The following is a 25,317-nucleotide window of genomic DNA, read 5'->3' as shown; positions in this document are numbered from 1 at the left end:
AATATTTTTTAAATCAAAGCATTAATAAAACATGCTAGCATATTAATGTTTTTTAAGTTTAATTTTACCTTCGGACAATAGCACACCACCAAGTGTAAATAATGTACCAATTGCCGCAATCCACGTAAAAGGTTCATCTAAAATTAAAACCGCATTAATGATTGTCAAAATTGGTACCAAATAAAGATAGATACTAATTTTTACCGCACCGACTAATTTCACCGCATAGTTCCAAGAGGCAAAACAGATAGCTGATGCACCAACACCTAAGAATAAGGTATTGATTAAGTTTATTGGTTGCTCAAATCGATAAAAATTCCATTCAAAATCAAATAAATATAGCGCTGGCAACATAAGCATTAGGCCGTAAAAAAAGAATCTTCGCGTCAGCAAAATAATATTGTAACCATAATTACTACTTCGTTTGGTTAAAATTGAATAGCATGCCCAAAATAGACAAGCAAATACCGCCAGTAAATCGCCTAGTGGATTAACGGATAATACAAATTTTCCATTTAAGGTAATTAACACAATACCAATCATCGAAAATAGACAACCGATATAAAAGCTTTTATCTGGTTTTTCAGTTTTCAGAAAGAAGAACGCCAATATTGCGGTAACTACCGGTGATAATGTGGTAATCACCCCAACATTTGAAGCTGTGGTATACGTTAGAGCAATATTTTCACAGAGAAAATAACATGTTACTCCACAAAATCCAGCACCAAGGAACATTAACTCTTGTTTAATCCCCTGCCAAGCAAAAAAACGAGGAGCTAAGATCCATAATGTTATATAACCAAGGCTAAATCGAAAAAATAGTATTTCGATAGGTTTATAGTCTATTAATAATATTTTGGTAGAAATAAATGTAGTACTCCACAAAAACACGGTCATTAATGCAATTAAATGTCCTTGTGTCCTTTTTGACAATGACATAAAAAATCTCTCTACTCACTTATTAGTATTTAAACAACATGCATTATTTTATTATTTTGTTACCAGACTAAACACGCTAAATAAATTGTGAATAGGCAAAAAGGTTTGATAATAATAAAAATGACACTATTTTATTAGAAAGTTAAAAATCACTGGATATTAACTTACTGCTGATCATTGTTCAATAAGTTTTGATATATCAATTATTTTCATGAATGATATGACGATATAAAACGATGCGAATGTAGAAAGATGAGTTAGAACTGACTAAAGTCTTAGATAAAAAAAATCCACTCGAATATTCGAGTGGAGGGCAAAAAATGAAAAAACGTAATCTGCTAATATAGACAAACTAAATCATAAAAAGTTCAATTTAAATTGAAATATTTTTGATATTTTTATAAAAAAATATTTAATGTATTGATTAATAATAATTTAATATTTTAACTTTTTTTGAATTTAAGCATTTATTATTCTATTTAGCATTTTTAAATTATTTTTAACTCATTACCAAATACTAAGAAACTCATACTATTACACAGTATTCTCAAAATCACTTTTCTGAACTTGATTATGACTAATTTAATTTTGAGTCTTTAATGACAAAATAGCATTTTTCTTTTAATAAAACTTTTATAACAGGTTATTTTCATTCTGGCCTTGATACAAAGTTATTGGTAAGTTAGTTATACTGTGATATGGTTCGCCGTTAATCATGGCGAGCAATACAGAAACCGCATTTTGTGCAATTTGCGCAATCGGTTGACGAATCGTAGTCAAAAATGGCATATGCTGCAAAGTTAATTCAGCACCATCAAATCCAACAACTTTTAATTGATTAGATAAAGACAATTTGCAGTCTCTGGCAGCATTAATAGTGGCAATTGCTGATGAATCGTCGGCTAAAACTCCATCAATATGTTGGGACTGTAAACGGTCCTTAATCAATTGATACTTTTCCCGATAACTAATTGAAAAATCCATATCAAGAGTAATTGGTTTAATTCCTGCGAGTTTAATACTATCTTTATAAGCTTGATACCGTTTATTGGCATCCATATCGACTTGTTTGTCATTTGTAATAGAACCAATATAAAGAATATCTTTACAACCTTGATTGATTAGATGTTGACTGGCCAGATAACCACCAGCATAGTTATCACATGAAATAACCGGTATTGTTTCATTAATTTTGCGATCAATGGAAACGATATTCAGATCAGGTATTAGGTAATCAGCTAAATTTTCATTCATAGAGTTTACAATTACCCCTTCAACCTGATGACGTCTTAACATAGTTAAAAAATTCTTTTCCTCCTCTTGGTTATGATGGCTATTGCAAATTAATATTTTGTAACCTTTTCGAGATAATATTCTTTCTAAGTAGCTGATTAATTCCATTTGAAAGGGGTTAGTTAAACTTGGAAAAATTAAACCAATCAAATTACTTTTATTATTCGATAATGAACGTGCTAATTCATTAGGGTAGTAACCCAACGTTTCCATCGCATCTTGAACTCGCTGTCGAGTTGTTGCACTAATGTACCCACGATTGTTTAATACTCTTGATACAGTGGTTGCGGAAACCCCTGCCAACTTAGCAACATCATCTCTGCTTAATTTCATAATCATCCTTTAATTAAAATTTATATTATATCCACATAATTATAATGCTTTTTGCTATGGCGTAAATCATTGTAATTGAATTGATTTACATCTTGGTCTTCATCTTTTTTAGTGATATTCATCACAAAACTACCCTCTAATAAGTGATGTCTCTCACAAAATTATCATTTTAACTATGGTCTCGGTTGACATATGAACGCGGTTGACATGAAATGAACTAAAAATTATTAAAGTCAATGACAACGTAATGTCATTTATCCATGTTAAAAAAGAAGGAGTAAAAAATGCAAAAATTACATTATCAACCAAAGGGGTACTGGGTTGGCGATATAATGCCATTTGGTAAGGATGGTACTTTTTATCTTTATGATCAACGTGATAATCGAAATCCATGCCCATTTGGAGAACCATTCGGTTGGTCACTTGCGACTACAACTGATTTTGTTAATTACCAAAATCTTGGTGATTCAATAAAAAAAGGTGGTGAACAAGATGTCGATCAGTTTATTTATGCCGGTTGTGTGTTTGAGGCAGAAGGTAAAGGACATGCTTTTTATACTGGTTACAACCGTAATTGGGAAAAAGAAGGAAAAACATCACAAGTCTTATTACATGCTTGGAGTGATGATTTTAAAACATGGCATAAATCCTCTGAACTCATAACCTTAACACCTCAAGCTGGTTATGATATTAGTGATTGGCGCGATCCTTGGGTAATTTGGAACGATGAAAAACAAGAGTACCTATTAATTTTAGGTGCAAGATTGCAAGGTCCTAAAACTGAACAATCAGGCCGAGTTGTTGCTTTCACTTCGAAAGATTTAAAAAATTGGCAATTCCAAGGTGATTTTTGGGTGGCAGGTAAATATACCATGATTGAAATGCCTGACTTATTTAAAATCGGTAATTGGTGGTATTTGGTTTATACCGAATACAGTGATCAAAGTAAAACACGCTACGTGATGAGCCAATCTTTAGAAGGTCCATGGATTACACCTGCTGACGATGCGTTTGATGGTAGAGCTTACTATGCAGCAAGAACTGCGTTTGATGGTAAACGTCGTATTCTTTTTGGCTGGGTACCAACAAAAGAAGATAACGATGATTTGAAAAATTTCCAATGGGCAGGTACTTTTGTTCCTCATGAAGTTTATCAAAAACCCGATCATACTTTAGGAGTGAAAGTCGTTGATAGTTTATGGAACTGTTTTACTCATCCTAAAAAAATTGATAATTTTTCGATTAATTCACCTTTCGCACGTCAAGAACAATTATTAATTGAAAATACAGGCAAAACATTCCGTTTTTCAACGACAGTGAAATTCAGTAAAGGTACTCGTGATTTTTCAATACGTTTAATGAAAGATAAACAAACTGGGGAATCCTATGACTTTATTTTTTCACTTGTCGATAACCGATTAACTTTTGATAAAACCCCTTGTTATCCTTGGTATCGTGTAATGAATAAAGGTTTAGAGCGCCCTATTCATCTTGAAGCTGATCGCGAATATGACATACAGATCATTGCTGATGATACGCTATTTACTTTGTACATTGATGGCACTGCACTTAATGTCCGAGGTTATGATCAATTAGGGAGTGGATTAGCAATTGCTGTCAGTGATGGAACATTAAGTTGTAAAAACAATACTTTTTCAAATGAAGGATGTTTTCCAGAAAAATGGTAATAGTGCTTATCAGACCGTTTAACTAGCAAGTTAGATGATCATCATTATCAAGGCTTTCGTCATTGAATAGGCTAAAAGCCTTGGTTTAGATAGGCGACTATCACCAGTAATCTGAACTTGGAAACTTCTCTGGAGATATCATAATGAACACAACAGTAACGGATAATAATGGTCAAATGCCTGACCATGACATCTCATTTAAAGAAAAACTTGCCTATGGATTAGGAGATTTTGCAACAGGGTTCTCGGGTGTTACCGTTGGAACTTTCGCACTTTACTACTATACCGATATTGTGGGAGTTTCAGCAACTTTATTAGGTGCAGTGCTACTATTTTCACGTGTTTTTGATGCTGTAATTAATGTGGTTATGGGCTATATTGTTGATAGAACTAAAAGTAAACATGGTAAAGCTCGGGCATGGATTTTATGGTCAACCATTCCATTTGGTCTATCATTGATAATGGTATTTAGTGCACCAGAAAATTGGAGTGAATTTGCATTATTAATTTTTGCCGGCATTACGCTCAACATACATTGGATTATTTATACCTCAAGTAATATACCTTATGGTACGCTTGCTGCATTAATGACTCAAAATTCTTACCAACGTAGTCGCTTGAATACATATCGTATGCTTTGCTATTTTGCTAGCATGCTAATTATTCCTTATATTACCTTACCTTTGGTCAATTTTTTTGGTGGAGGTGAACGTGGTTGGCAGTTCACTATGATAATTTACGCCGCAATTTTAATCATTACGTTCTTCTATACTTTTTTTAATACTAAAGAACGTATTAAACCAATTAACCAATTTAATTACAATGCACCATCAATTGGTGTTTCATTAAAAACCCTTCTTGCTAATAAATATTGGGTAACTATGTTTTTTACCATGCTAGTAAGTTTTAGTATCCTAGGACTTATCAATGGCGTTGGAGTTTACTATGCAAAATACCTATTAGCCGATAGTCAACTTATTGGTTTAATCAATATGGCTTTTGCTTTACCGTTAGTTGTTGTATTGATGTGTTCAGCTTATATTCTAAAAATCATGAGCCGATTAACATTTATCATTGTCGGTATGGCCACAATTATCTTAGGAAGCACCATCATGGCCGTTGCCCCTCAAGATACGAATGTTGCAATAATAGGAACAATATTACGTGGTGCTGGTTTTGCGCCAATTATGGGAAATGCGTATTCCATGTTAGCCAACACAATAGATTATGGTGAATGGAAATTTGGTATTAGAAATGATGGATTAGTCTATAGTGGCGGAAGTTTCAGTGCCATATTAGGAAGTGGTATCGCTTCCGGAGGCATTGGTTGGGTATTAGGTATGGCGGGCTACATTGCTACCGATGATGTTGCAAATCAACCAGAAAGCGTACTAACGACCCTACAAATATTATTTATTTATTCGCCTTTAATCTTAAGTGCTATCACCATTATATTATTGCGCTTTTATACTTTAGAAAAAATTTATCCTGACATTATCAAAGAACTAGCGCAAAGAACGCACAACGTCTATTAATCTACCGAAACGAGGGATGGATATCTTCATGATTATTCCCTCGCTACCATCAAATAACAACTTATATGAATAACTGCTTCAACACAAACTAAAGTTTTAATATCACTATATGTCAGAGTATTAGGAGTTAAATACTGATATAAAATCGCAAGAAAGATACAATTGATAATATTACTACTTTGAAAGACGAAAAAACAATAAGAACAGGATTAATCACAAGGCAAGTTAACTTGTATTACATCTTGAATTCACATATAATGCCCTGATATTGTATTAAGTTACATATCACAATTGGGGCTGATTCTGGATTCGACGGGATTTGCGAAACCCAAGGTGCATGCCGAGGTGCGGTAGGCCTCGTAAATAAACCGCAAAAAAATAGTCGCAAACGACGAAAACTACGCACTAGCAGCTTAATAACCTGCATAGAGCCTTCTCTCCCTAGCCTCCGCTCGTAGGACGGGGATCAAGAGGAGTCAAACCCAAACGAGATCGTGTGGAAGCCTTGCTTGGGGCGGAAGCATTAAATTTAATCAAGCTAGTTTATCAGTGGCGTGTTTGTCCGCAGCGGGTAAGCAAAACTCAAAGACAAACTACGCATGTAGTACCAAGGATGTAGAGATTTCGGACGCGGGTTCAACTCCCGCCAGCTCCACCAATTCACTATTCAGTAACATTCTTTTAAATCCTTTAAAACATATCAAAATCAATAAACACAAGGCTTAAAGCCTATTTTATTATTCATTAAGCATCAGTAAGATACATTTACAACCAGAATTTTTAGGACTATATTAAGGACTACATAAACATAATAAAATAATTTCATAGTCCCATAAGAGTAAAGTATGCCTAAAAAAGTAATTCCAATGACTGATACACAAATAAAGAATGCCAAGCCACAAAGTAAAGATTATCCTATTTATGATGGAAATGGTTTGCTTTTACTTATTAAGTCAACAGGTACAAAAATATGGCAATTTAGATATTACCGACCTATAACTAATAATAGAACTACTGTAAGCTTTGGAAGTTATCCAGAAGTTTCGCTACAACAAGCGCGAAAACAACGGGACGAAGCACGCGAATTAATTAAACAAGGTATAGATCCTCAAGAACATAAGGCGGAACTAGGACAGCGCAAGCAAGACGAAATAACCAGTACATTTAAAAAAGTAGCTACTGACTGGTTTAAAGTTAAGAGTAGTAAAGGATTAACTGAAATTACATTAAAAGGTATTTAGAACTTATTAGAGTTACATATTTTTCCTTACATCGGTAATAGTTCCATCTTCAAATTAAAGGCAAAGGACTTCATCAAAATTATGGAGCCATTAAGAGCAAATGGCAAATTATAAACGATTAAAAGGCTTTGCCAACGCATTAATGAAATTATGTTTTATGCTTCGAATACAGGCTTAATTGAGGCTAACCCAGCCGTCAAGATTAAAGATGCATTTGAAAGCCCAACAAAAGGACAATTGCCAAAAAACTAAAAAAATCGGGTTAGCGCTGGAATGAACGTGTACGGGTGATTTTTAGGATGCTTCGCTATGAACTTTTGCCCTCTCCTTACAGATATAAAGGTTTTCTTTGTAGTGGTTTAATAATTCCAGACACCAAATAAGGTAGTAAAATAACATTATCAAAATGAGGAGAACCATGATAATGAACCGTCGAAGTTACACAACAGAATTTAAACGAGATGCAGCAGCTCTGGTCGTTGAGCAGGGATACAGTACAACGGAAGCCAGCCTTGTCAATGTTGGCGATAATGAAGTGCAAAGTCTTGCTAGAGCAAATCATAATGAAAATAGGAAACAATTTGAGTATTCTGCATCTAAAATCGAAGTAAAGCCATATTCTTCACTCTATGCCTCTGAAATATGCGATTTGTTTCATTCGACTATTCATGCTATTGATACCGATATTTATAGCAAAGCAGAGCAAGAAGCATGGTGCCCAACACCACCAGATTATCAGATGTGGTTAAAACGTTTAGATAACACTCAGCCTTGGATGGCTATCTTTGGCTCACGCCTTGCGGGGTTTATTGAACTTAAAGATGATGGTTACATAGACTGTTTTTACGTGCATCCTGACTTTCAAAAGCGTGGTATAGCTAGAAAACTCTATGACCATGTGCTTGACTTGGCGCACCAGAAAAAGCTTTCACAATTGAGTGTAGATGCTTCAAAAGTGGCCATGCCAATTTTCAAAAAATGGGGGTTTAAAATAAAGCGGACTAACAAAATATACAGAAAAAATCAGATACTGATAAATTACCATATGTATAAATTACTTTGATGTTTATTGAGACCTTTGTACTGTAAAGCTTCACTCAACTAAATTCCTAACCGTGCTTTTTTGAGGCATTTGGGCTTATATTTAGACCTAACTAATTATAAAAAAGTTACTGTTTATCGCCACTTCCTTGTTTTAGGCACAACTTTCCTGCTGTATATTAGCACTTGAATGTTGTATTTGATTGTTGAATGCAATGCATAAATTACGATAATTTTCCAATGTTGGCATTGAGTGAATAGGAAATTGTTTTTTGTTTATGCTTCAGTAGGTTTGTATGGCGATAATAATTTGCAGTCAGAAAAAGTATAATCAAGTTCACCATCCCACCTAACCCCTGATTAATGTTCAAATTTACGATTTGCTTCGGTATGATGTAAGCAAAGCTTCGCTATTTTGAGAGCAATCTTGTAAACACAATTTTATTGATTAAAAATTACGATCAGTCTCGCAAGAATAATCCCAGCCCAATAGGATAACATATTGAATATTCATCAACAAAAATCGTTGCGCATTGTCTGTTAGCGCTTTAACTAAAATGGAATTAGTGCTATATTTTTCCATCGATTGACAAGGTTTAGGTCAACAAACTGGTTGAAAACGGAATCAAAAAAGACTTTTTGTTGTTGAACCTAATTAACCAATTATTGTTAAAAAAGGACTTTTTATTGAAACCTAAATCGTCAATATTCACTAAAATAAGCTATCGTGACACTAAAATGAATAATATTAAATCTATCAATGCAAATCATTTTAAAGAATATATACTTCAAACAGATATCACCAAATTAATCAATTTATTAGATACAACGGTATTACAAGATGGCGAAAGCTCAGTGCATTACTGTTTTATCAATAAATCAGAGGTAAAATCATCATTCGAAGCATTTTATATTTTAGGTACTCGTTTAATAATTACTGGGCATGGGTGGGATGATTTATATCAAAATCATGAACCTCCGGTATACATAGATAAGTAATATCTTAATGAATTAATTCATGAATATTTTTATATTGAAGATAATGTTATCCAATTTAATGCCTTATCGACTAATATAACAGCAAAACAGCTTGCTAAATATTTGTATTATCACATGAATCTTGACGAAGATTCAAATTTCATTAATGATATAATGGATAAATTTCCTTTGATATCTTTATTTGAGCTTGTCGATAATCCTGACAATTATATGAAAGACTTGGGATATTTTATGGAGACAGAGTTTCACTATATCTATGTTAACAGTTTTACTTCAGGCTAATATTGTAATTAAATCAAATCATTATTACAGTTACTCTTATTAAATAAAAATAGCATCGATTTGCTTTGGTTTGCGTAAGCTAGCAAAAAGTGAATATTCATTAATATTGTACTCACGCTGAACAAGCTTTGCGTACGACAAACCAACAGCAACGTGTTAAGCCATAAGTTTTCCTCGTTACCCAAACTCTTCATTTATTGTCACTTTACCGTTGCAGTGACTGCGCTAGCAATCTCACACATTATTCTATTCTTTACTCTTATTGCTAACGTGAAAAAAAGAGCATGCGAGGTAACATTTTTATTTAAGGATTTTTACCAAGAAAGATATAACTGATCTCATCGGTAAAAAAATTATTTTAATTATGAATCATAAACTAGATATAACTAACTATCATGAAACCATGCTTCATTTCCAAGAGCTGATTGGATTAAATGTTTTTATTCAATTTCCTGTCATTACGGAACAATTACCCACATCTTATGAAATCAATCTGGAAAACATTGCCGTTATCCCGCTTATCAAGATGTTTTACGAAACAATCCAAATAATTTTATTAAAGATTATGAAGATCCCGTTATTTTATTAAAGAAATCAAAATTAGTAATATTAAATGTGCTCAAATTCTGATGGTCAATAAAGTAAAAAAGAAAGACTATTTTCATTCTTGGGATATTCAATTTTATAGGGGTGATTCTGAGATAATTTGCTACGGTAAGAGTTTGGATTATCCAGATACAATGACATTTAAAAGCGTTATTTACACAGGAAGCGTTGAACTATTATTTGATGAGTCCGATATGCTATTACATACTATTGGAACTGAAATTCTTTTTAGTCAAAAAGAGATTGAGGCTATTAATACAAAGCAGGCTGAAAAGATTATCACCTACGGTAATAATATTGAAGATTTAAATATTAATAATCGGTATTCTCGTTTATGAGAGCCTGATTATAATAACCAATTTTTTAAAAGAACTGATGACTACTCATCTCTTAGCGTCGCCATCAAGGATTACGACGGTTCTGATAACAAATAATATGGATATACGCTATTTTAAATAACCAATTTCACCAAAATTGAATTAAATATTTTAATTTAGAGGGGGAGTGTTAAAGCCGCAGAACATTCTGAATGGATTAACGAGAGAAGAAGATCATTCCCCTAAAAAATGTTTATACTAATTAGTTAAAAGCATATCTAGATATCAGTATCACCGATAAACTCATTGTAGGTACTACACTGAGTTTATCATCGTATATGAGAGTTATTCGTTTTGTCATTAATGATTTCCCCATGCTACATTATGTAAACTTTCGCAACTTTATAGATAAGACCGAGTAAGAGTAATAATTATATTTAAAATTAAAATCTTCATAATAAGGAATAGTAGCAGGTTTATAAATTTATTTAAAATTCTTTGGTTATTCTGTTTCATTACTCCTTAAATCGCTATCCTTGGCTATAATACTTTGACTCAAAAACTGCTTTATTTTCTCTTCTATTTGGCTTTCAATTGTTTTAAGTCGTAATAATGGAAGCCCTACTTTATCTAGAATGACACTCTTTAGGAGATCTCTTTCAGTCTGATCTGGCTTATTATGATCATCCCCATCCACTTCAATCACTGCTATAGGGTATTTACCAGTTTTAAAATAAAGAACAAAGTCACAACTGGCTTTATTATGCATATATTCAAGTTCGCGTTCTGTGAAGCTGTTGTTAGCTTTTGAAACAAGCTGCTCTAAAAGAACCTGTTGATGGTATTTAATGGTTTGATAAGTGCTTTCTTTCAATATGTCACGTAATAATTGGGCAACAATCCGTTCTGATTTATATTTTGAGTCATTTTTTCTTAACCGTGAGTTAAGTGCCTCTAACGACTTATCGTAATCGTTATAAAGTAAATCAAAAGCCGAGATAACTGGACTTTGGTAAATATGATCATTATCCGCATAGTACTTGATATACCGAATTAAGGCAGCAATACTTTGATTATTTTTAGTGAAGACATCATTACCTGTGACAAGCATAAACTTATTTTTAGCTCGCGAAACAGCTACGTTAATTAAATGTGGATTATCAACAAAATCTAGTTTTTCTTGACTACTCGGTTTTTTATCCAATACAGTAGAAAAGATAATATTATCACACTCTCTACCCTGAAATTTATGCGTTGTAGCTTTAACAATATCTAATGGTAAATGTTCTTGAGATAAATCAATTTGGTTATTGTAGGGCGCAATAAAACCGGTGTTTTCTTCTGTAAAATCTTGCCAACCTATCTTATTGATAGAGTCAAGCTCCCGCAAATTATTTAAATTTCTTGTGTGATTACCGGGTGCGGTAACAACTAACGTTAGTGCTTGTTCTCCATTATCTTTCGTCATTGGAATAAGCTGCTCATTGTAAAATTGTTTGTTACAAAACTGAATGATTTTAGGATGACAACGATAGTGCTCTTTCAGTAACGTGATGGGAATTTTGTTCTGAAATAAGCCAATAAAAGAGTCAAGTAGGCTGTATTTTTCACAATCATAATATTCATACGGTGGTTTAATATCAAGTTTGGTAGGTACATGAGGTAGCTGTTTACGATCGCCTACAATAATCACATTCTTGGCGCAGCCCAAACCAAGAATGCCGGGAATAATATCTTGCTGTGAGGCTTCATCAATAATTAAATAGTCTATTAAGGCACCTTGCCCCAAAGAGTTGATAATGGAATGAGTACTGCTTCCTATAATCGGAAAACGTTTAGTAAATTCAACAAAACGTTGTTGGTAGTCTTTTCCAGTAAAGGTCGCTTCAAGGTCGATAGTTTGTGAAAGATGGACTTTCAAATATTTCATTGAGCAATCGGTTAAATTATCCAATAAGGAGTTAAATTGATTTTGCTCAAGCCGTTGTTGATACTTTTTAAGTAAACTTTTTTTTTCATTTAATTGCTGTTCGTAATAAGCCAGCTGTAATAGATTAAAAATTGCTTGGCGCTTTTTCCAATTACCAATAAATTTTGTACGGATTATCTTAAAATTAAGCAGAAGTTGTATTCGGTCTTTGAGTGTAATCCGACGTTGATCAAGGAAATGTAAATAAGCCAATAAATCAGTAATTTTCTCCTTGGAAAACTGATACTTACTGAGTAGCTGAGCGTCAGATGATAAGTTTTCACTTTGGCTCTGTTGTAAATATCCCTTTTCAATAGTCAGTTCGTCAATCTGCGCTTGTAAGGAAGCAACTTGGTTCTGTGCTTGGAGATGTTCTACTAAAATATTTGAAAGCTCACTTATTCTTTGTAAAGTTATAATATGCTCTTGTTTTTCAAGACTCAGTTCTAGTTCACCACCAAAGAAGTTTTTTCGTTTATCACTACTTCCTAATTTGGCAACCAGATAATCAAGTTGATATTTAGCCAATTTTTCATAAACATTTTCTACTGCAGAATTGTTATTGGATAAAATCGCAACCGTGCGATTATTTATCAAAATATTCGCCACAATATTTAAAATAGTTTGGGTTTTGCCAGTACCTGGTGGGCCTTCAATAATGCTGATTTGTGAAGCAAAAGCTTGTTTTACTGCGGTTAGCTGACTTTCATTAATACCAAAAGGATAAATAAAATGTTGAGGAGGCTGTCGTTTTTGGTTTGTTACACTGCAATAAGCATGAAGCACCGTATCAGGATGGGGAGTAATTTTATCAAGTTGTCGTAACACATTTTCGGCAATACCTTTATTGTGCTCATAGGCATGCTCAATACGAGCTTGTGCTACTTGTGTAAAGTAGTGAAAAATATCTTCATTTTTGAGATTGGTCTCAGATACGATCTGAATATTTTCACTAAGCATAACGTAGGGTCGGGAATTGTTTGGATAGTAGACAACAGTATACTTTCGCCCATAACTTTCGGCTTTTTCAATCCAATTTATTTTCGGTTTATTCTTAACAATAAGAAGATTTCCCTTTATTTGCTCAAATGGATTCACTTGGCACTGTGTTAGCGGCTGAGTATATTTTTTGCCAGAAGGAAAATGGCTAGTGAGTTTGAGTTCTTGATCTTGATTATCGTAGTAGAGAGACCAGTCGCTAATTTGCTTGGTTTTATTTTCGCCATTCATATAGATAGAAATCATTGCTTTCAGTCCTTTTAATAGAGAATATATTCCATTAAGAAGAAAATCGTTTAACCTTATTGTTTACGTTTGAACAATTTCAGTAAACCTCTTACTGTAACTTCAAGCTGGCTACCTTGCTGATAATTAGCGGGAACAACATAATTAGCTCGTTCCTCAGCAATGAGTTTTTCAACTTTCTCTTGTGTACGTTGTTCTTTCCATTTGTGCTCATCAAACACCGCTAAGGAAAATCCACCTTGGTATCTAATCATTTTCATTGATGGGATATCGGTATCACCATCACCAAAATAGATCATTCGTTGAAAAGGAATATCTCTTTCTTCTAACTCAACAAATTTATTAACTTCATCATTGTTCCAAGAATTTTTAATTCCTTTGTTTATTCGAAATAAAAATTGGGTTTTGGTTGTATAGTTTATCGCTTGAGCTGGCCAAATAACTCGTTTTCCATTCGGGGAATAATGATATTTACAGGCGAAAATTTGACTAAATTGATTACCAATTTCTGTACCACGGATCATAGCATCTAAACCACTTGAAATGATGTAATGTTGTAGTTCTATCTCATTAGCCGTTGCATATTCATTAATACGCTCGAACCAAGTATTAACACCGGGAAAGAGAGGGATCGATTTTCCATGCTTTTTTAAATTATCTTCACTTAATTCATCAGAACCAAGTTGATTGGCTTTTTCTGCTAAGAGCCCAAGATAAGATAGTATTTCATCACCATCATCATGTTTGGCTCGTTGTTTCACTTCACGCCAAAAACCATTTATGTCTGTAATACCTAACGCTGGCATAAGACCATGCTGGGCACAATCACCCTCTGCTAGCGTTCCATCAAAATCATAAATTAATGCACATTTAATCAATTATTTATTCCTTTACAATGTCTTAAGTTCAATAAGAATGCTATATTGTTCCTATAATGTGACTCTTTATTACCCTCTTCCTACTCCAAAAGCCTATTCTACAAATTGTGGTTTAGTATCAATTTTATCATTTATTAATTGCTTTAACGGTTCACCTTTAAGACGCCAGAAAGGCATATTGGGATATTGTGTTTTATTCTGCAGAGCAAATTTACTTAACTGTTCTAATAATTTTTTTTTGATTTCGGTTCGATAATCAAACAGCTGTTTATAAACTTGTTTATACTGAGTTAAAACATAACGCAGGTTCAGAGGTTTTTGTAGTTCACGTTGGTAACTTTTCTTCCAGATGGTGATATCTGTAATAATATTTTTTAATTGTTTGATATTCATATTATTAAGACATTTTTATACGAAACAATATAATTAATATACATTAATTTTGCGGTACTGGTCACAAAAATTCATCTGCTTATCCAAAAGCTAGAGATATTTATTTATATCTGTGATCTGTATCACATATTAAGATATTTTTGCAATTCAATTTAATGGAGAAAAAGATATAGAATTTCGGTATTACAATATGAAAATAAACAACTTTTTTAATTGTCAAAAGTAAACTAAAAAATAATATTTTGTGTAAAGCATAGTATGTCAACCTCACAAAATAAATTCAGTTTTCACATTAGCTCGTAAATTGAACTACAAAAAATTAAAATAATTTAACTTTCATCTTCCCCATTAATTTACTATTCACTAATACTCTTTTAAATCCGTTAAAACACGATAAATCAAGAGATAAAAATATTTTTTATTTATCAAAGTAAGTTATAAATCTTTTATTTTAAAAATAAATTTAGATATAAATTGATTTAGGCTATCTTTAGCCGAGGAAGCCTGTTAGTGAATTAGATTAAACCAATAAAAATAATATTTAACACCTAACATAAGTTTTAATACTGTTTCATATTTTGTAGAAATTTAAGTTTATATTTAATATAAGTCGTCATCTTAATTGCAAAAGTATTAATGACTAAGTTCTATTATTATTTTAATCTAAGTTATCTAGGACATGAAAAAGGGAAATTTATGAGACGCAAAGATAAGTAAATAACGAATCTCGACGAAATGATCGATATTTTAGATCATACTGATGTTATTTGTTTAGCCATGAATAATGGCGATTTTCCGTATATTATCCCAGTCAATTTTGGTTTTGAATTAACATCTAACAATCAGCTTATTTTTTATATTCATGATGCTAAAGTCGGTACTAAAGTTGAACTGCTCAAACAAAATCGATTATTTAGCTTTGAGCTAGATACAGGGTACCAATTAATTACTAATGAAAAAGCCTACAAATATTCTTTCAATTATGCCAGTGTTATCGGCAATGAGTATGCAACCTTTATTGAAGAACCATCGGCAAAAATAGAGGCGTTACAAATAATGATGAATAAAGTTGCACCAAATAAAAATTTCTCATTTACCGAAGGCAATGTTAGACCAATTATCGTCATAAAAATTGAAGTACAAGCTTATAACGCTAAAAAACATTAAATTATGATGACGATATCAATACAGGTAAAAATAAAAAAGCTAAAATAAGTGAGTATTAAAAATACTTAATTTTAGGGATCACTTTTTATTTTTGAGGTATAAATGGCGGAAAGACAACAAATATAAAAAAATGAAATTATTTACAGAAAAGGATTCAAAAGACCTTTTTCAACCTCCGCCCCTAAAAAACAACTTAAAATAAAATATTTATAAAAAACACTGTTTTTATACACATAAAAACCGACTACACACCGACTATGTCAGTCCTCAGAAATGTACGTGCATTTATTTCATTGGAATTAAAACGCAAAATTTCATGCCAATAATTCAATATTAGTTGGCCTAAGTCATTTGGTGAATTAATATTGAAGTTCTGAAAATTATTATTTAGATACATCCAAAACAAAAATATCTATCTTTCCATCAAGTTCTTTTGGCATTTTTTCTTGTATGCTTACTTTTAATTCTTGAGCATTATTTATCGAATGATTTTTTTTGTTCGCTACTTTCTCTTGTTGACCAAACCAAAGAACAAGATATATACCTTGTTCCTCTGCATTGGGATGTATGGAATAACGTTCATATAATTGTTCTGACGCTGCAGTATAGAGATTAGGATGCCATTGACCTTTTACTTCAATAACTAATAAATGTTCCTGTCCATTTAAAGATAATGTCGCGGTAAAATCACACCGATTATTCTGACTCATATAAGCCTCAATATTGAGTATAATATCTAAAGGAGCCAAATAAGGTCTAAGCCAGTCAACAATCCTATCACGCGCAGTATTTTCATCAACTCTTTGATCTAAATGATAGAAAACATTGACAGGATTAGTTTCAAGGCCTATTAATTCTTTCTGATAACATTTCAATTTTTCAACTAAATAGGCTCGCAAACTTTCTACACTAACAATTTTATTATTATCGAGAAAACCGGTTATTTCTTGTATTTTAGGAGGTAAATAATTATTCAAAATTAGGTTTTTCTTAGCTTCATAGCAATGATGAAGAATATATTTATGTAGTTTTTCAAAGCGGGGATCAATTAATAGTTTATTAAAAATATCAAAACAATCTTTGTAATCCTTATCTATATATTTTATTAAAGCTACTAATGTACTATATTCTTTTTCTTCTCTGGTATTATCTCTAGACCAAGCTTGAGTTTCTTCAGTTGGCACACAAATATCTATAAAATAATCTAGTATTTTATAAATTTTCTTTGCCGTTAATGTAGGCCAATTTTCTTTATAATCAATCCAACGAGATACCAAATTATAAAATAAAATTATTGTTTCTGGCTCTTGCTTTAAATAACACCAAACTTCATCAATATCATCATCTAAAAAGAAGAAAGCAGCTTCAAACCAAAATTTCTTTTCAGTTAAGCTATTTTGTGTAGGTGGTCCAATAATATTATCATTCGTAATTAGGAAGTTTTTAATTTTTTCATCAATAATGGCAATAAGTTTATTTTCTTCATGATTCTTACATAAAAAAGTAAATATCACTTTTAAATTATCTATATTCATTCTAGGATACAATTGAATCCACTCGATACAATATCTAATGTTTATAGCTTCCCAACCTTCCATATTTAACAACCAGCTTAACGAAAGTATGCTTTCATGGTAATAAATAAATTGAGGAACCATATATCTTTGAATAAATAGTTCTTTATCTGCATTAGATTGAAATAATGTCTTTTTTATTTCATTAATAAATAAATTTTTCTCTTTTTCAACTATTTCAGGAAAACTAACATTATGTCTTGGAAATAATAAAATCAAATACTCTTTTGATATTTGATTTAAATTTCCATTTTTTTTTAAAATAACATAACTAGTTGCAAAAAGGATTATTATTGAATCATAAAAATTATTAGATACTGTATTTTTTAATGATAATCTTTCTAAAGAGGGTAATTTAGACTTGAGAAGTTGTAAGCCATTAATAAGTGCTTCTTCAATAAATTTTACATCTTTATATTTAATAATCTTTTGTCTATCAACTAAATAACCCTTAGCAAAAAATGTTAACCAACCCCAATCTTTTCCGTTATAAATTATAGATTCATGCTTATTTAGATATTTTTTAGTATATTCATAACGAGCTAAATTTCTTTTTTTAATTTTTTTTGACTTTCTAGCTATTTTTCTTCCTAATGTATCATTTTTATCTTTTTTCTTAATCTTTCTGTTAGCAACATCTTTAGCCCATATCTTCATAAAAGCTTCATTTTGTAATGCTTGGTGACGTAAATTTCTCCTATAAATTATTTGTTGTTCTTTATTATTTTGATACCAATAATGATTATGAGAAAAAAATAAAAGACCCCATATTTCCACATTATTTGAATTGAAAGCATAATCTAGAAGTTTAATGCGGTCTTCAAAATCTAGAATTATTCCTGAATGAACAATTTGATAGTTAGCTATATGATAAAAATAACTAAAACATTCTAATTCGATCAAATTGATATAAATGTTATATTTTAAAATTGGATTAGATAAAAGTGTTGTTACGCTTAAGCTGTTACATACCTTGGTTGTTTCTGTATATCTTAGGTCTTTTAACCACAATGCCAATTTATGTGCATTATAATTATCATCTACCAATTCAAAATAACGATCCAATAAATGCCCAATGATTTTACTAATCCCTACTTTACATTGGCATTTATACTCTTCTTTCGAAGAGCATATACATTTAATAGTTGGCGTTAAAGCATCAAGCAAATTTGTTATATGCTCTAAACTAAATGATTGTATTAATTTATAAATAAAATATCGTTCACCTATAACTATATTTCTGCTTTCTTTTTTGGGATAAAGGTCAGCTAATTTTTTAAAAAGATGGATTACATTTTCTTCGCCAATAGTATGAGAACCAAATTTTTCTGTAATTGTAGAAGCATATTCTAAATCATATTCTCCGCAACGTTTAATTAAACGTTGGAAAACAGTTATAAAAGGCCAATTATTATTTGAATCTCTGATTAATGCTTCCAAAGCAGTTCTTCTAATATAAGCAGATTCATCTAAATTCATTAATAATATAATGAGTTCGTCCTGAAATAAAGAGACTGATTCGGATACTTTTATTAATGAGACAAATAAAGATTTTAAATCAAAATCTATTTTATTACTTAAAATAACCTCTTTCATCTTTGAGGTCATACTTTGAGAAAGAAAACCTTTAAAATTGAAACTACGATACCCATCACTTGCTCTAAATAAAGGATTTTCTTTTCCTAATTTAATCAGCTCATTGATTAATATATCTTTACTAGATAGTGATAGTAATGATGGATCTCCATTTGCAATACACGCATAAGGATCGAGCTTAATTATTTCCTGTTGAATGGTTTCGTTACCTAGTGATGCCATCCAACCCAATAACCCTCGTAATTCGGTTCTTACAATATTATTAGGAGCAATAATGGAAAGACAGCTATTCAATGTTATCACATCACTTGGATTTTTTATTCTTTTAACTAAATAATTAGCAGCACAATATTCAGCGACTATTCTATGTATAGGTTCATAAAGATATGAAGAATCTACTTGTTTAAACAACCCTGTATCTAAAATTTGTTTTATCTTTTTGGGTTCAACTTTACTTAAACCAAATAAGTAATGAAAATTATTGATTTCAATTTTTTCTGAAAGGCTAACACCTGACTCTCCTGATAATAATATTTTAGTAAAAATTTCTTCTGCAAAAATTATTAAATCATCTGTTTTACATCTATCAAATGAAGGGGTATTAGTATTATGTTCTTGTGCAAGGTATTTTATTGCATTATTAAAAACATCTGATTTTGCCCCAAAACTTGACTCTTTTTTATAAGCTACAATAAAAAGATATAGTAATTGAGGATTACTAATTAATGTTTCCAAATCTAATATGGATAATTGCTTATAGAAATCAGAAAAATTGCTTTCCTTACAATGATAATAAAAAAAACATCTTTGTTCATCAATATCTAATGGTGATAAATAGTATGTTTTAATTTCTTTTCGATTAAGTTCTAAATAATCACAGATTAATTGTGTATTACGTATATCATCCCATTCACTAGATCTACTTGATAAAACAGTCATATCGGGATTAATACTTTCTATTTTTGTCAAAATAGATTCAATGGCGGATTTCTCATTTAATTTAGCAACTTCATCAAATCCATCAATTATCAGTACTTTTTGTTTATCGATGGATAATTTGGTATTAATAACATTTGCTCTATAAAACTTAGTTTCATACTGTTTTGCAAGATTTGACAAAAGCGCTGTTTTTCCGGCACCAGGTTCAGCTAATAAAATTATAAATTTATATTTAATTTGAGGTGAAAAAGCTTCATTTTGTTGAATTAAATTACCATTTTCTCTTAATTTTCTTGATATGTAAAAATTAGACATCAATAATTTCTCTTTATTAGTATTTATATATCATCAAATTAATTTGTTATTTTATTTTTTACAAAATCTGCTTCACCAAGCTCATAATATACTCTAAATTATTAGTATCAGACACAGTTAACTCATAATCACCAGTCGACCAATGACCAACATTTGAGACGTCTTTTGTTAATTTTTTAGGATCATCTAGATTACCTTTTTTAGCATTAAGCCAAAGTTTTAGTGATCTATTTTGTAAATGTATTGAAACAATATTATTTTTACCTTTTTTGAAAGCAATATATAGTTTTTTAGGATAAATCTCGATATCGGCAGATAATGCTAAAATAGCATTTTTAAAACTATCATAAAGCTCAGATACTTCATCGTTTTTATCTTTCAGATGAGTATCTTCATCATAAACAATTAACTCTTTTGTTACTTTATCTAAAGGTGAATTTTGGGTATGTTGAATTTGTTTAATACTTGGCGCTGATTTAGAACGTTTGATTGGATTGATAGTGATCATATCATTTTCAAAACGTTTTATTTCCCAAAGCTCAATGGCTAAATCCTTGAAATTTGTTGATTGCTTTTGATAATCAGTAAAAGCTGGAGAAACAAAAATAATTTTGCTTTGTGACCAATCAATTTCATTGCGTTTCAAATTAGCTTGACAGGATTCGTTATACTCAACAATAAAATCAGCTTGATAATCGAGCATAAGGTTCAAATAGGTAACACCCTGATCTATAACACTTAAATTACGATCACGTTTATATTCAATTATTACAAAAGATTTTGACTCTTCGTCATAAACCAAGGTATCAATTCGATAATCTTTTATCCTAAATTCGGATTTTACAAAAGTTAAGTTACCAATCATCTCTAAATTATTTTCGAATAATGTTTGGATTTCTTTTTCTAATTTAAATGGTTTCTCTTTTAAAAGAATAAGAGATTGTTTTTTATTTGAGAAGATTTGCATTGTTTTTATCCATTACAGAGATATTGCTATTTACTAATTATTCGTATAATTTTATTTAATTGATATATTAACGTTACAAATATTATTAGTACAACTAACTATTTTTAGATAATAGCTCCTTATTTTAATTAATAAAAATCAATAGGAAAAGATTATTTATACAAATATATATTATAACTACTAATATTATTTTGATAGTAAATATCTTTTTCTTTATTAACTCCAGCTAAAATATTATTAACGGTCTTCAGTGGTTTCTAATTATTGCTATTATTTAATACATAGAAAATGCAATAATTATTAATATTTTTCTCTACTATGTCGTAACAAGGTTCTATTTATTTAAATTCTCGATATTGAGAATTTGAAACAACAATGCCTTTTTCGATTACATCAAAATCTATAATATTTGGTTTTCGATCATGATATTTGTCACAATATGTCGAATGTTCATAAAAAAGCATACATATTATTTTTATAATTTTTAATTTCATCGACAATCCATTCAATTACATCAAAATATTTAGCTAACCAACTTTCACCATTTGGCTTTTAGTTAAAATGAATAAATCGGGATTTAAGATTTTTAAATATAAATTAATTTTTTGAAACCAAAATAGTTTTGTCTAGAAGCGGAATAAATGTGGGCTGATCACAGTACTTACCCAGATGGATTAATCTTAAATTTATTAGTGATTCTTTTGGAAAAATGATGCAATAATACATTCAAGCGTTGTTATTATTTCATCTTTATTGATAGATTCAATTTGGGTTGAAGCTGAAGCCGAGTCATTAGAATAAAATTAAATAATTTGTTAATTCTATTATATTCCCTGACATCAGGAACTGAGCTCATTATCTAAACTTCTTGTTCATTGACAAAAAACAAGATCCATTTATGAGGAAAGTCCTTTTAGATACAAGTTGTTTTCAATTGATTGCCATGTGATAGATCTATCATTCGAAAATAGCAACAATTGGCTCTATTATCAATATAAATAAAGCCAATTAAAATCATTCATTAATCAACAATAACTCTACCATTCAATGGCTGAACAGGTCGGTTGTTGTCATGATGCATGGTTGAATGGAATTTTTGAATTTGTTCATCTGAAGCAGTTACTGCTTGTTCTAATACAATCCATCTAACACCTTCAGTACACGGTGGAGTTGTAAGTGAACCACTAAAGCGGTAATAATCTAATTTTTTAGGAAATAATGTGTTGATATCAACAGTTTTGTCTAAAATTATTTTATTATTCACTTCTGCTGGCATTTGTTGCCAAGCCTTCGCAATTTCAGGATTTGCTTCGCCGTTATTAAACATTAAGGCAACAACAGTAAGTTCTCCATCTTTATTTTTGTAAACAAAGTGGGCCTCCATTGGATAATGTTTACCTTTAATAGTATTTTCACTTGGTGTATGAAAATGAAATTGTTGTAACGTAAAAATCTGCTCATCTAATATTAACTGATTATTACCAGTAACATTAACCTGAATAGTATGTCCGTTGTTAACAATTTCTTGTTTACCTTTTTCAAAAGAAAACGTTAAATTCTCATGCTGAGTTTTTAAAACATTGTCAATGTTAATAGGTGACTGATTCTTACCGTTTTCGCATGTAGAAAATTCAGGTGATAATTTGCCCCAATTTTCTGGTTTTTCTTGACCTTCATAACCCCAATGCGAAGTATGATCTGCTGCACAAGATAGACTCGTTAACATGAGTGCTGCAATTACTATATTTCGTTTCATTTTAAATTTACATTAAAATATTAAATAAAAGAGAGTTAAATTATACGCCACAAAAAATAACCTTACCACAAACAATTAACATAATTTTTTCTTTTTTTTATTAATTATTTTATTGTTGAGCAAAGTAATTTCAAATCAATAAATCATCCAATCTAACTATTTTGTTTACAGCTATAGTTTATAATATTAATTATAAATCAATAACTTGACTTTTATAATGATGAAAAAGAGGATTATAATTCAAGGAGGAAAATTCATCTGGTATTATAAAAAATAATGATCGGTTACTAAAGATATAAATAATGAGTTTGTAGTATAATTTGCATTAAGTTTGGAAAAAACTGACAGAAAAAATAAAAAAGGGCAAAAAAGCCCTTTGTTGTTTAAATAAAATACTAGAAAGCGTAACGAATACCTGCTAATAAATCAATTGAACTTAGTTTAGCACTACCTTTTACATTAAAACCTTGAATATTTGTTTTTATAGAAGTTTTACCAGCATTAACATAACGAGCAGTAAAATCCACATCTAAATTTTCATCAATATTATAAGTCACACCAGCGGCTAAATTCCATGCAAATTTTGTTTTTGTATCTGACATGCCAACTGAACCAGATCCATCATAATAAACGCTTTCATATTGTGCTGAATATGTCTGATCCAATTTAGTGAAAGCAACACCTAATCCTGCACCAACAAAAGGAGTAACTGAACGATTAGTTTCAATATCATAGTATGCATTTACCATTAAAGTATGCATGCGAACTTTGTGACTGTCACTTGTTTTAAGATGATCGTCAGGCAAGACAACATCGCTATAGCCGTGACCATATTTCTTACTTGAATTACCGCGCATCGTATAAGATAACTCAGCACGTAGAGGAAGGTCATAATCATATTTGAAGTTATAACCAATATTTAATGCTCCTGCGATTTTGCCTTTCTTAAAAGATCCTATTTTAAAATCTTCAGAGTAATTATAATAAGATACCGTATCTTTAATACTGTTTGCTTTTAAAATACTCGCACCTAATTGACCGCCTAAATAAAGTCCTGTGGTATCAGTTTGAGCAAAAGCTGGAAAACAGGCAATAGTTGCCAAAGCAACAAGTGTTTTTTTCATATTTTATTTCCTTTCCTTTCCTTTTAAATTACTTTTATGTCATTCAATAGACTTAGCAAGTGTAAACCAGCAAATATCAGAAATCAATAAAAAAACCACTTATATCTTTTTATTAACTTATTGATATTAAGCAGATAATTATATAATAACTATTTTTAAATGAATTTTTACTCGATATCGAAAACGAAATATTTACAAAAGTCAAAGATAGCAGTTGATATTATTATATAAAGATATTCTAAAGTTAAATGATAAAAGGAAGGAATTTAGTAGAAAATTGGCTCCTCCAACAGGACTTGAACCTGTGACATACGGATTAACAGTCCGCCGTTCTACCGACTGAACTATGGAGGAACACTTGGGTTAAGATAGTAACGATCTATAACGATTATGTCAACGTGAAAAACATTAATTAAACTTAATTGCTCAGCTTGTAATCAAATTCAATCATAACATGTTAGAATAGATAAAATTATATAGTTAAGGTAAATAAAATAGTTATGAAAAAAAATATTTGTGTTTTTTGTGGAGCCAGTGAAGGTAATCGCCCAGAATATCACCTAGCTGCAGAACAATTAGGCATGTTAATTGCGAACCAAAATAGACGATTAATTTATGGTGGTGGAAATAAAGGTTTAATGGGTATTATCGCTAATTCTGTTTTAGATCATGGTGGTGAAGTTATTGGAATTATTCCTGAGCGGCTAGTCAAAGCCGAAACAGCACACCATAACATTACTCGTTTAGAAGTTGTTGAAAATATGCATCAACGTAAAGCGCGACTTTCTGAATTAGCAGATGGCTTTATTGCTATGCCAGGAGGAACAGGCACTTTAGAAGAAATCTTTGAAGTTTGGACTAGTATGCAAATTGGTTATCATGAAAAACCGGTTGCATTGTATAATCCAGCCAAATTTTGGCAACCTATGCTGGATTTTTTACAACATACTGTTGATGAAGGATTTGTTAGAGACAGTTTTTATAAAACTTTAATTGTGTCTGATCAGCCACAATCGATTCTACAAAAAATGGATGATTTTATTCCTAAAGATTTGCAACGTTGGGTAAAAAAATAATTCAAAAATAAAAAATGCCATCAATTGATGGCATTTTGCATTTA

The 25,317-nt window shown here is 31.0% G+C and carries 17 protein-coding genes, 1 tRNA gene and 1 other RNA gene; 9 read left to right on the top strand and 10 right to left on the bottom strand.

Annotated features, from left to right (window positions below; genetic code table 11):
• Positions 1 to 42 precede the first annotated feature (42 nt).
• Together H3S73_RS00470 and H3S73_RS00465 are read right to left on the bottom strand one after the other, a co-directional pair.
• On the bottom strand, positions 43 to 939 hold the full coding sequence (locus tag H3S73_RS00470; RefSeq protein ID WP_198235890.1) for a DMT family transporter: 897 nt from the start codon (positions 937 to 939) through the stop codon (positions 43 to 45).
• A 633-nt stretch (positions 940 to 1,572) separates the two neighbouring features.
• On the bottom strand, positions 1,573 to 2,565 hold the full coding sequence (locus H3S73_RS00465; RefSeq protein ID WP_198226746.1) for a LacI family DNA-binding transcriptional regulator: 993 nt from the start codon (positions 2,563 to 2,565) through the stop codon (positions 1,573 to 1,575).
• Positions 2,566 to 2,849: 284 nt separating this feature from the next.
• Here H3S73_RS00465 and H3S73_RS00460 point away from each other — a divergent pair, with 284 nt between their 5' ends.
• From H3S73_RS00460 to H3S73_RS00430, 7 genes are all read left to right on the top strand, one after another.
• Positions 2,850 to 4,253, top strand: coding sequence for a hypothetical protein (locus tag H3S73_RS00460; protein ID WP_198235891.1), 1,404 nt, complete (start codon positions 2,850 to 2,852; stop codon positions 4,251 to 4,253).
• Positions 4,254 to 4,396: 143 nt separating this feature from the next.
• The gene (locus tag H3S73_RS00455; protein WP_086351332.1) at positions 4,397 to 5,788 is read left to right on the top strand and encodes an MFS transporter; all 1,392 of its coding nucleotides are present in this window, start codon (positions 4,397 to 4,399) and stop codon (positions 5,786 to 5,788) included.
• 293 nt (positions 5,789 to 6,081) lie between these two features.
• Positions 6,082 to 6,446: a transfer-messenger RNA gene (ssrA, locus tag H3S73_RS00450) on the top strand.
• Between the two features lie 208 nt (positions 6,447 to 6,654).
• A complete protein-coding gene (locus H3S73_RS00445; protein WP_198248887.1) occupies positions 6,655 to 7,029 on the top strand; it encodes an integrase arm-type DNA-binding domain-containing protein in 375 nt (124 codons plus the stop codon).
• A gap of 424 nt (positions 7,030 to 7,453) precedes the next feature.
• The gene (locus H3S73_RS00440; RefSeq protein WP_198235893.1) at positions 7,454 to 8,092 is read left to right on the top strand and encodes a GNAT family N-acetyltransferase; all 639 of its coding nucleotides are present in this window, start codon (positions 7,454 to 7,456) and stop codon (positions 8,090 to 8,092) included.
• A 716-nt stretch (positions 8,093 to 8,808) separates the two neighbouring features.
• Complete coding sequence (locus tag H3S73_RS00435) at positions 8,809 to 9,069, top strand: hypothetical protein (RefSeq protein WP_198235894.1); 261 nt, start codon at positions 8,809 to 8,811, stop codon at positions 9,067 to 9,069.
• A 1,022-nt stretch (positions 9,070 to 10,091) separates the two neighbouring features.
• Positions 10,092 to 10,295 carry a hypothetical protein gene (locus tag H3S73_RS00430; protein ID WP_198235895.1) on the top strand — a complete coding sequence of 68 codons (204 nt, stop codon included), beginning with the start codon at positions 10,092 to 10,094 and terminating at the stop codon, positions 10,293 to 10,295.
• Between the two features lie 481 nt (positions 10,296 to 10,776).
• Here the strand turns inward: H3S73_RS00430 and H3S73_RS00425 are convergent, their stop codons facing one another.
• From H3S73_RS00425 to H3S73_RS00415, 3 genes are all read right to left on the bottom strand, one after another.
• Positions 10,777 to 13,488 (bottom strand): AAA domain-containing protein, encoded by a 2,712-nt coding sequence (locus H3S73_RS00425; RefSeq protein WP_198235896.1) that lies wholly within the window; start codon positions 13,486 to 13,488, stop codon positions 10,777 to 10,779.
• Positions 13,489 to 13,544: 56 nt separating this feature from the next.
• Positions 13,545 to 14,363: a haloacid dehalogenase-like hydrolase gene (locus tag H3S73_RS00420; RefSeq protein WP_370528782.1), complete on the bottom strand. Its 819-nt coding sequence runs from the start codon at positions 14,361 to 14,363 to the stop codon at positions 13,545 to 13,547.
• Positions 14,364 to 14,459: 96 nt separating this feature from the next.
• Complete coding sequence (locus H3S73_RS00415; RefSeq protein WP_198235898.1) at positions 14,460 to 14,759, bottom strand: hypothetical protein; 300 nt, start codon at positions 14,757 to 14,759, stop codon at positions 14,460 to 14,462.
• A gap of 735 nt (positions 14,760 to 15,494) precedes the next feature.
• Here H3S73_RS00415 and H3S73_RS00410 point away from each other — a divergent pair.
• The gene (locus H3S73_RS00410) at positions 15,495 to 15,926 is read left to right on the top strand and encodes a pyridoxamine 5'-phosphate oxidase family protein (protein ID WP_198229110.1); all 432 of its coding nucleotides are present in this window, start codon (positions 15,495 to 15,497) and stop codon (positions 15,924 to 15,926) included.
• A 383-nt stretch (positions 15,927 to 16,309) separates the two neighbouring features.
• On the opposite strand, the gene H3S73_RS00405 is transcribed toward H3S73_RS00410, so the two are convergent.
• The 5 genes from H3S73_RS00405 to H3S73_RS00385 all read right to left on the bottom strand — a co-directional run bounded on the left by H3S73_RS00405 (position 16,310) and on the right by H3S73_RS00385 (position 24,551).
• Entirely contained in the window at positions 16,310 to 20,350 is a 4,041-nt protein-coding gene (locus H3S73_RS00405) for an NACHT domain-containing NTPase (protein WP_198229111.1), read from the bottom strand.
• 58 nt (positions 20,351 to 20,408) lie between these two features.
• Positions 20,409 to 21,317, bottom strand: a complete 909-nt coding sequence (locus H3S73_RS00400) for a DUF5655 domain-containing protein (RefSeq protein ID WP_198235899.1) — start codon at positions 21,315 to 21,317, stop codon at positions 20,409 to 20,411.
• A gap of 1,021 nt (positions 21,318 to 22,338) precedes the next feature.
• The gene (locus H3S73_RS00395; RefSeq protein ID WP_198228652.1) at positions 22,339 to 23,073 is read right to left on the bottom strand and encodes a carbonic anhydrase; all 735 of its coding nucleotides are present in this window, start codon (positions 23,071 to 23,073) and stop codon (positions 22,339 to 22,341) included.
• A 395-nt stretch (positions 23,074 to 23,468) separates the two neighbouring features.
• Entirely contained in the window at positions 23,469 to 24,197 is a 729-nt protein-coding gene (locus H3S73_RS00390; protein ID WP_198228653.1) for an outer membrane protein, read from the bottom strand.
• 278 nt (positions 24,198 to 24,475) lie between these two features.
• Positions 24,476 to 24,551, bottom strand: a tRNA-Asn gene (locus tag H3S73_RS00385).
• A gap of 146 nt (positions 24,552 to 24,697) precedes the next feature.
• On the opposite strand from H3S73_RS00385, the gene H3S73_RS00380 reads away from it, so the two are divergent.
• The gene (locus H3S73_RS00380; RefSeq protein WP_198235900.1) at positions 24,698 to 25,273 is read left to right on the top strand and encodes a TIGR00730 family Rossman fold protein; all 576 of its coding nucleotides are present in this window, start codon (positions 24,698 to 24,700) and stop codon (positions 25,271 to 25,273) included.
• Positions 25,274 to 25,317 lie beyond the last annotated feature (44 nt).

Origin of the sequence: Gilliamella sp. B14384G12, assembly GCF_016101825.1 — a bacterium.
Classification (GTDB): Bacteria; Pseudomonadota; Gammaproteobacteria; order Enterobacterales; family Orbaceae; genus Gilliamella; species Gilliamella apicola_N.
Note: the sequence above shows the minus strand (reverse complement) of the source record. Positions and strands in the feature narration are given on the sequence as shown.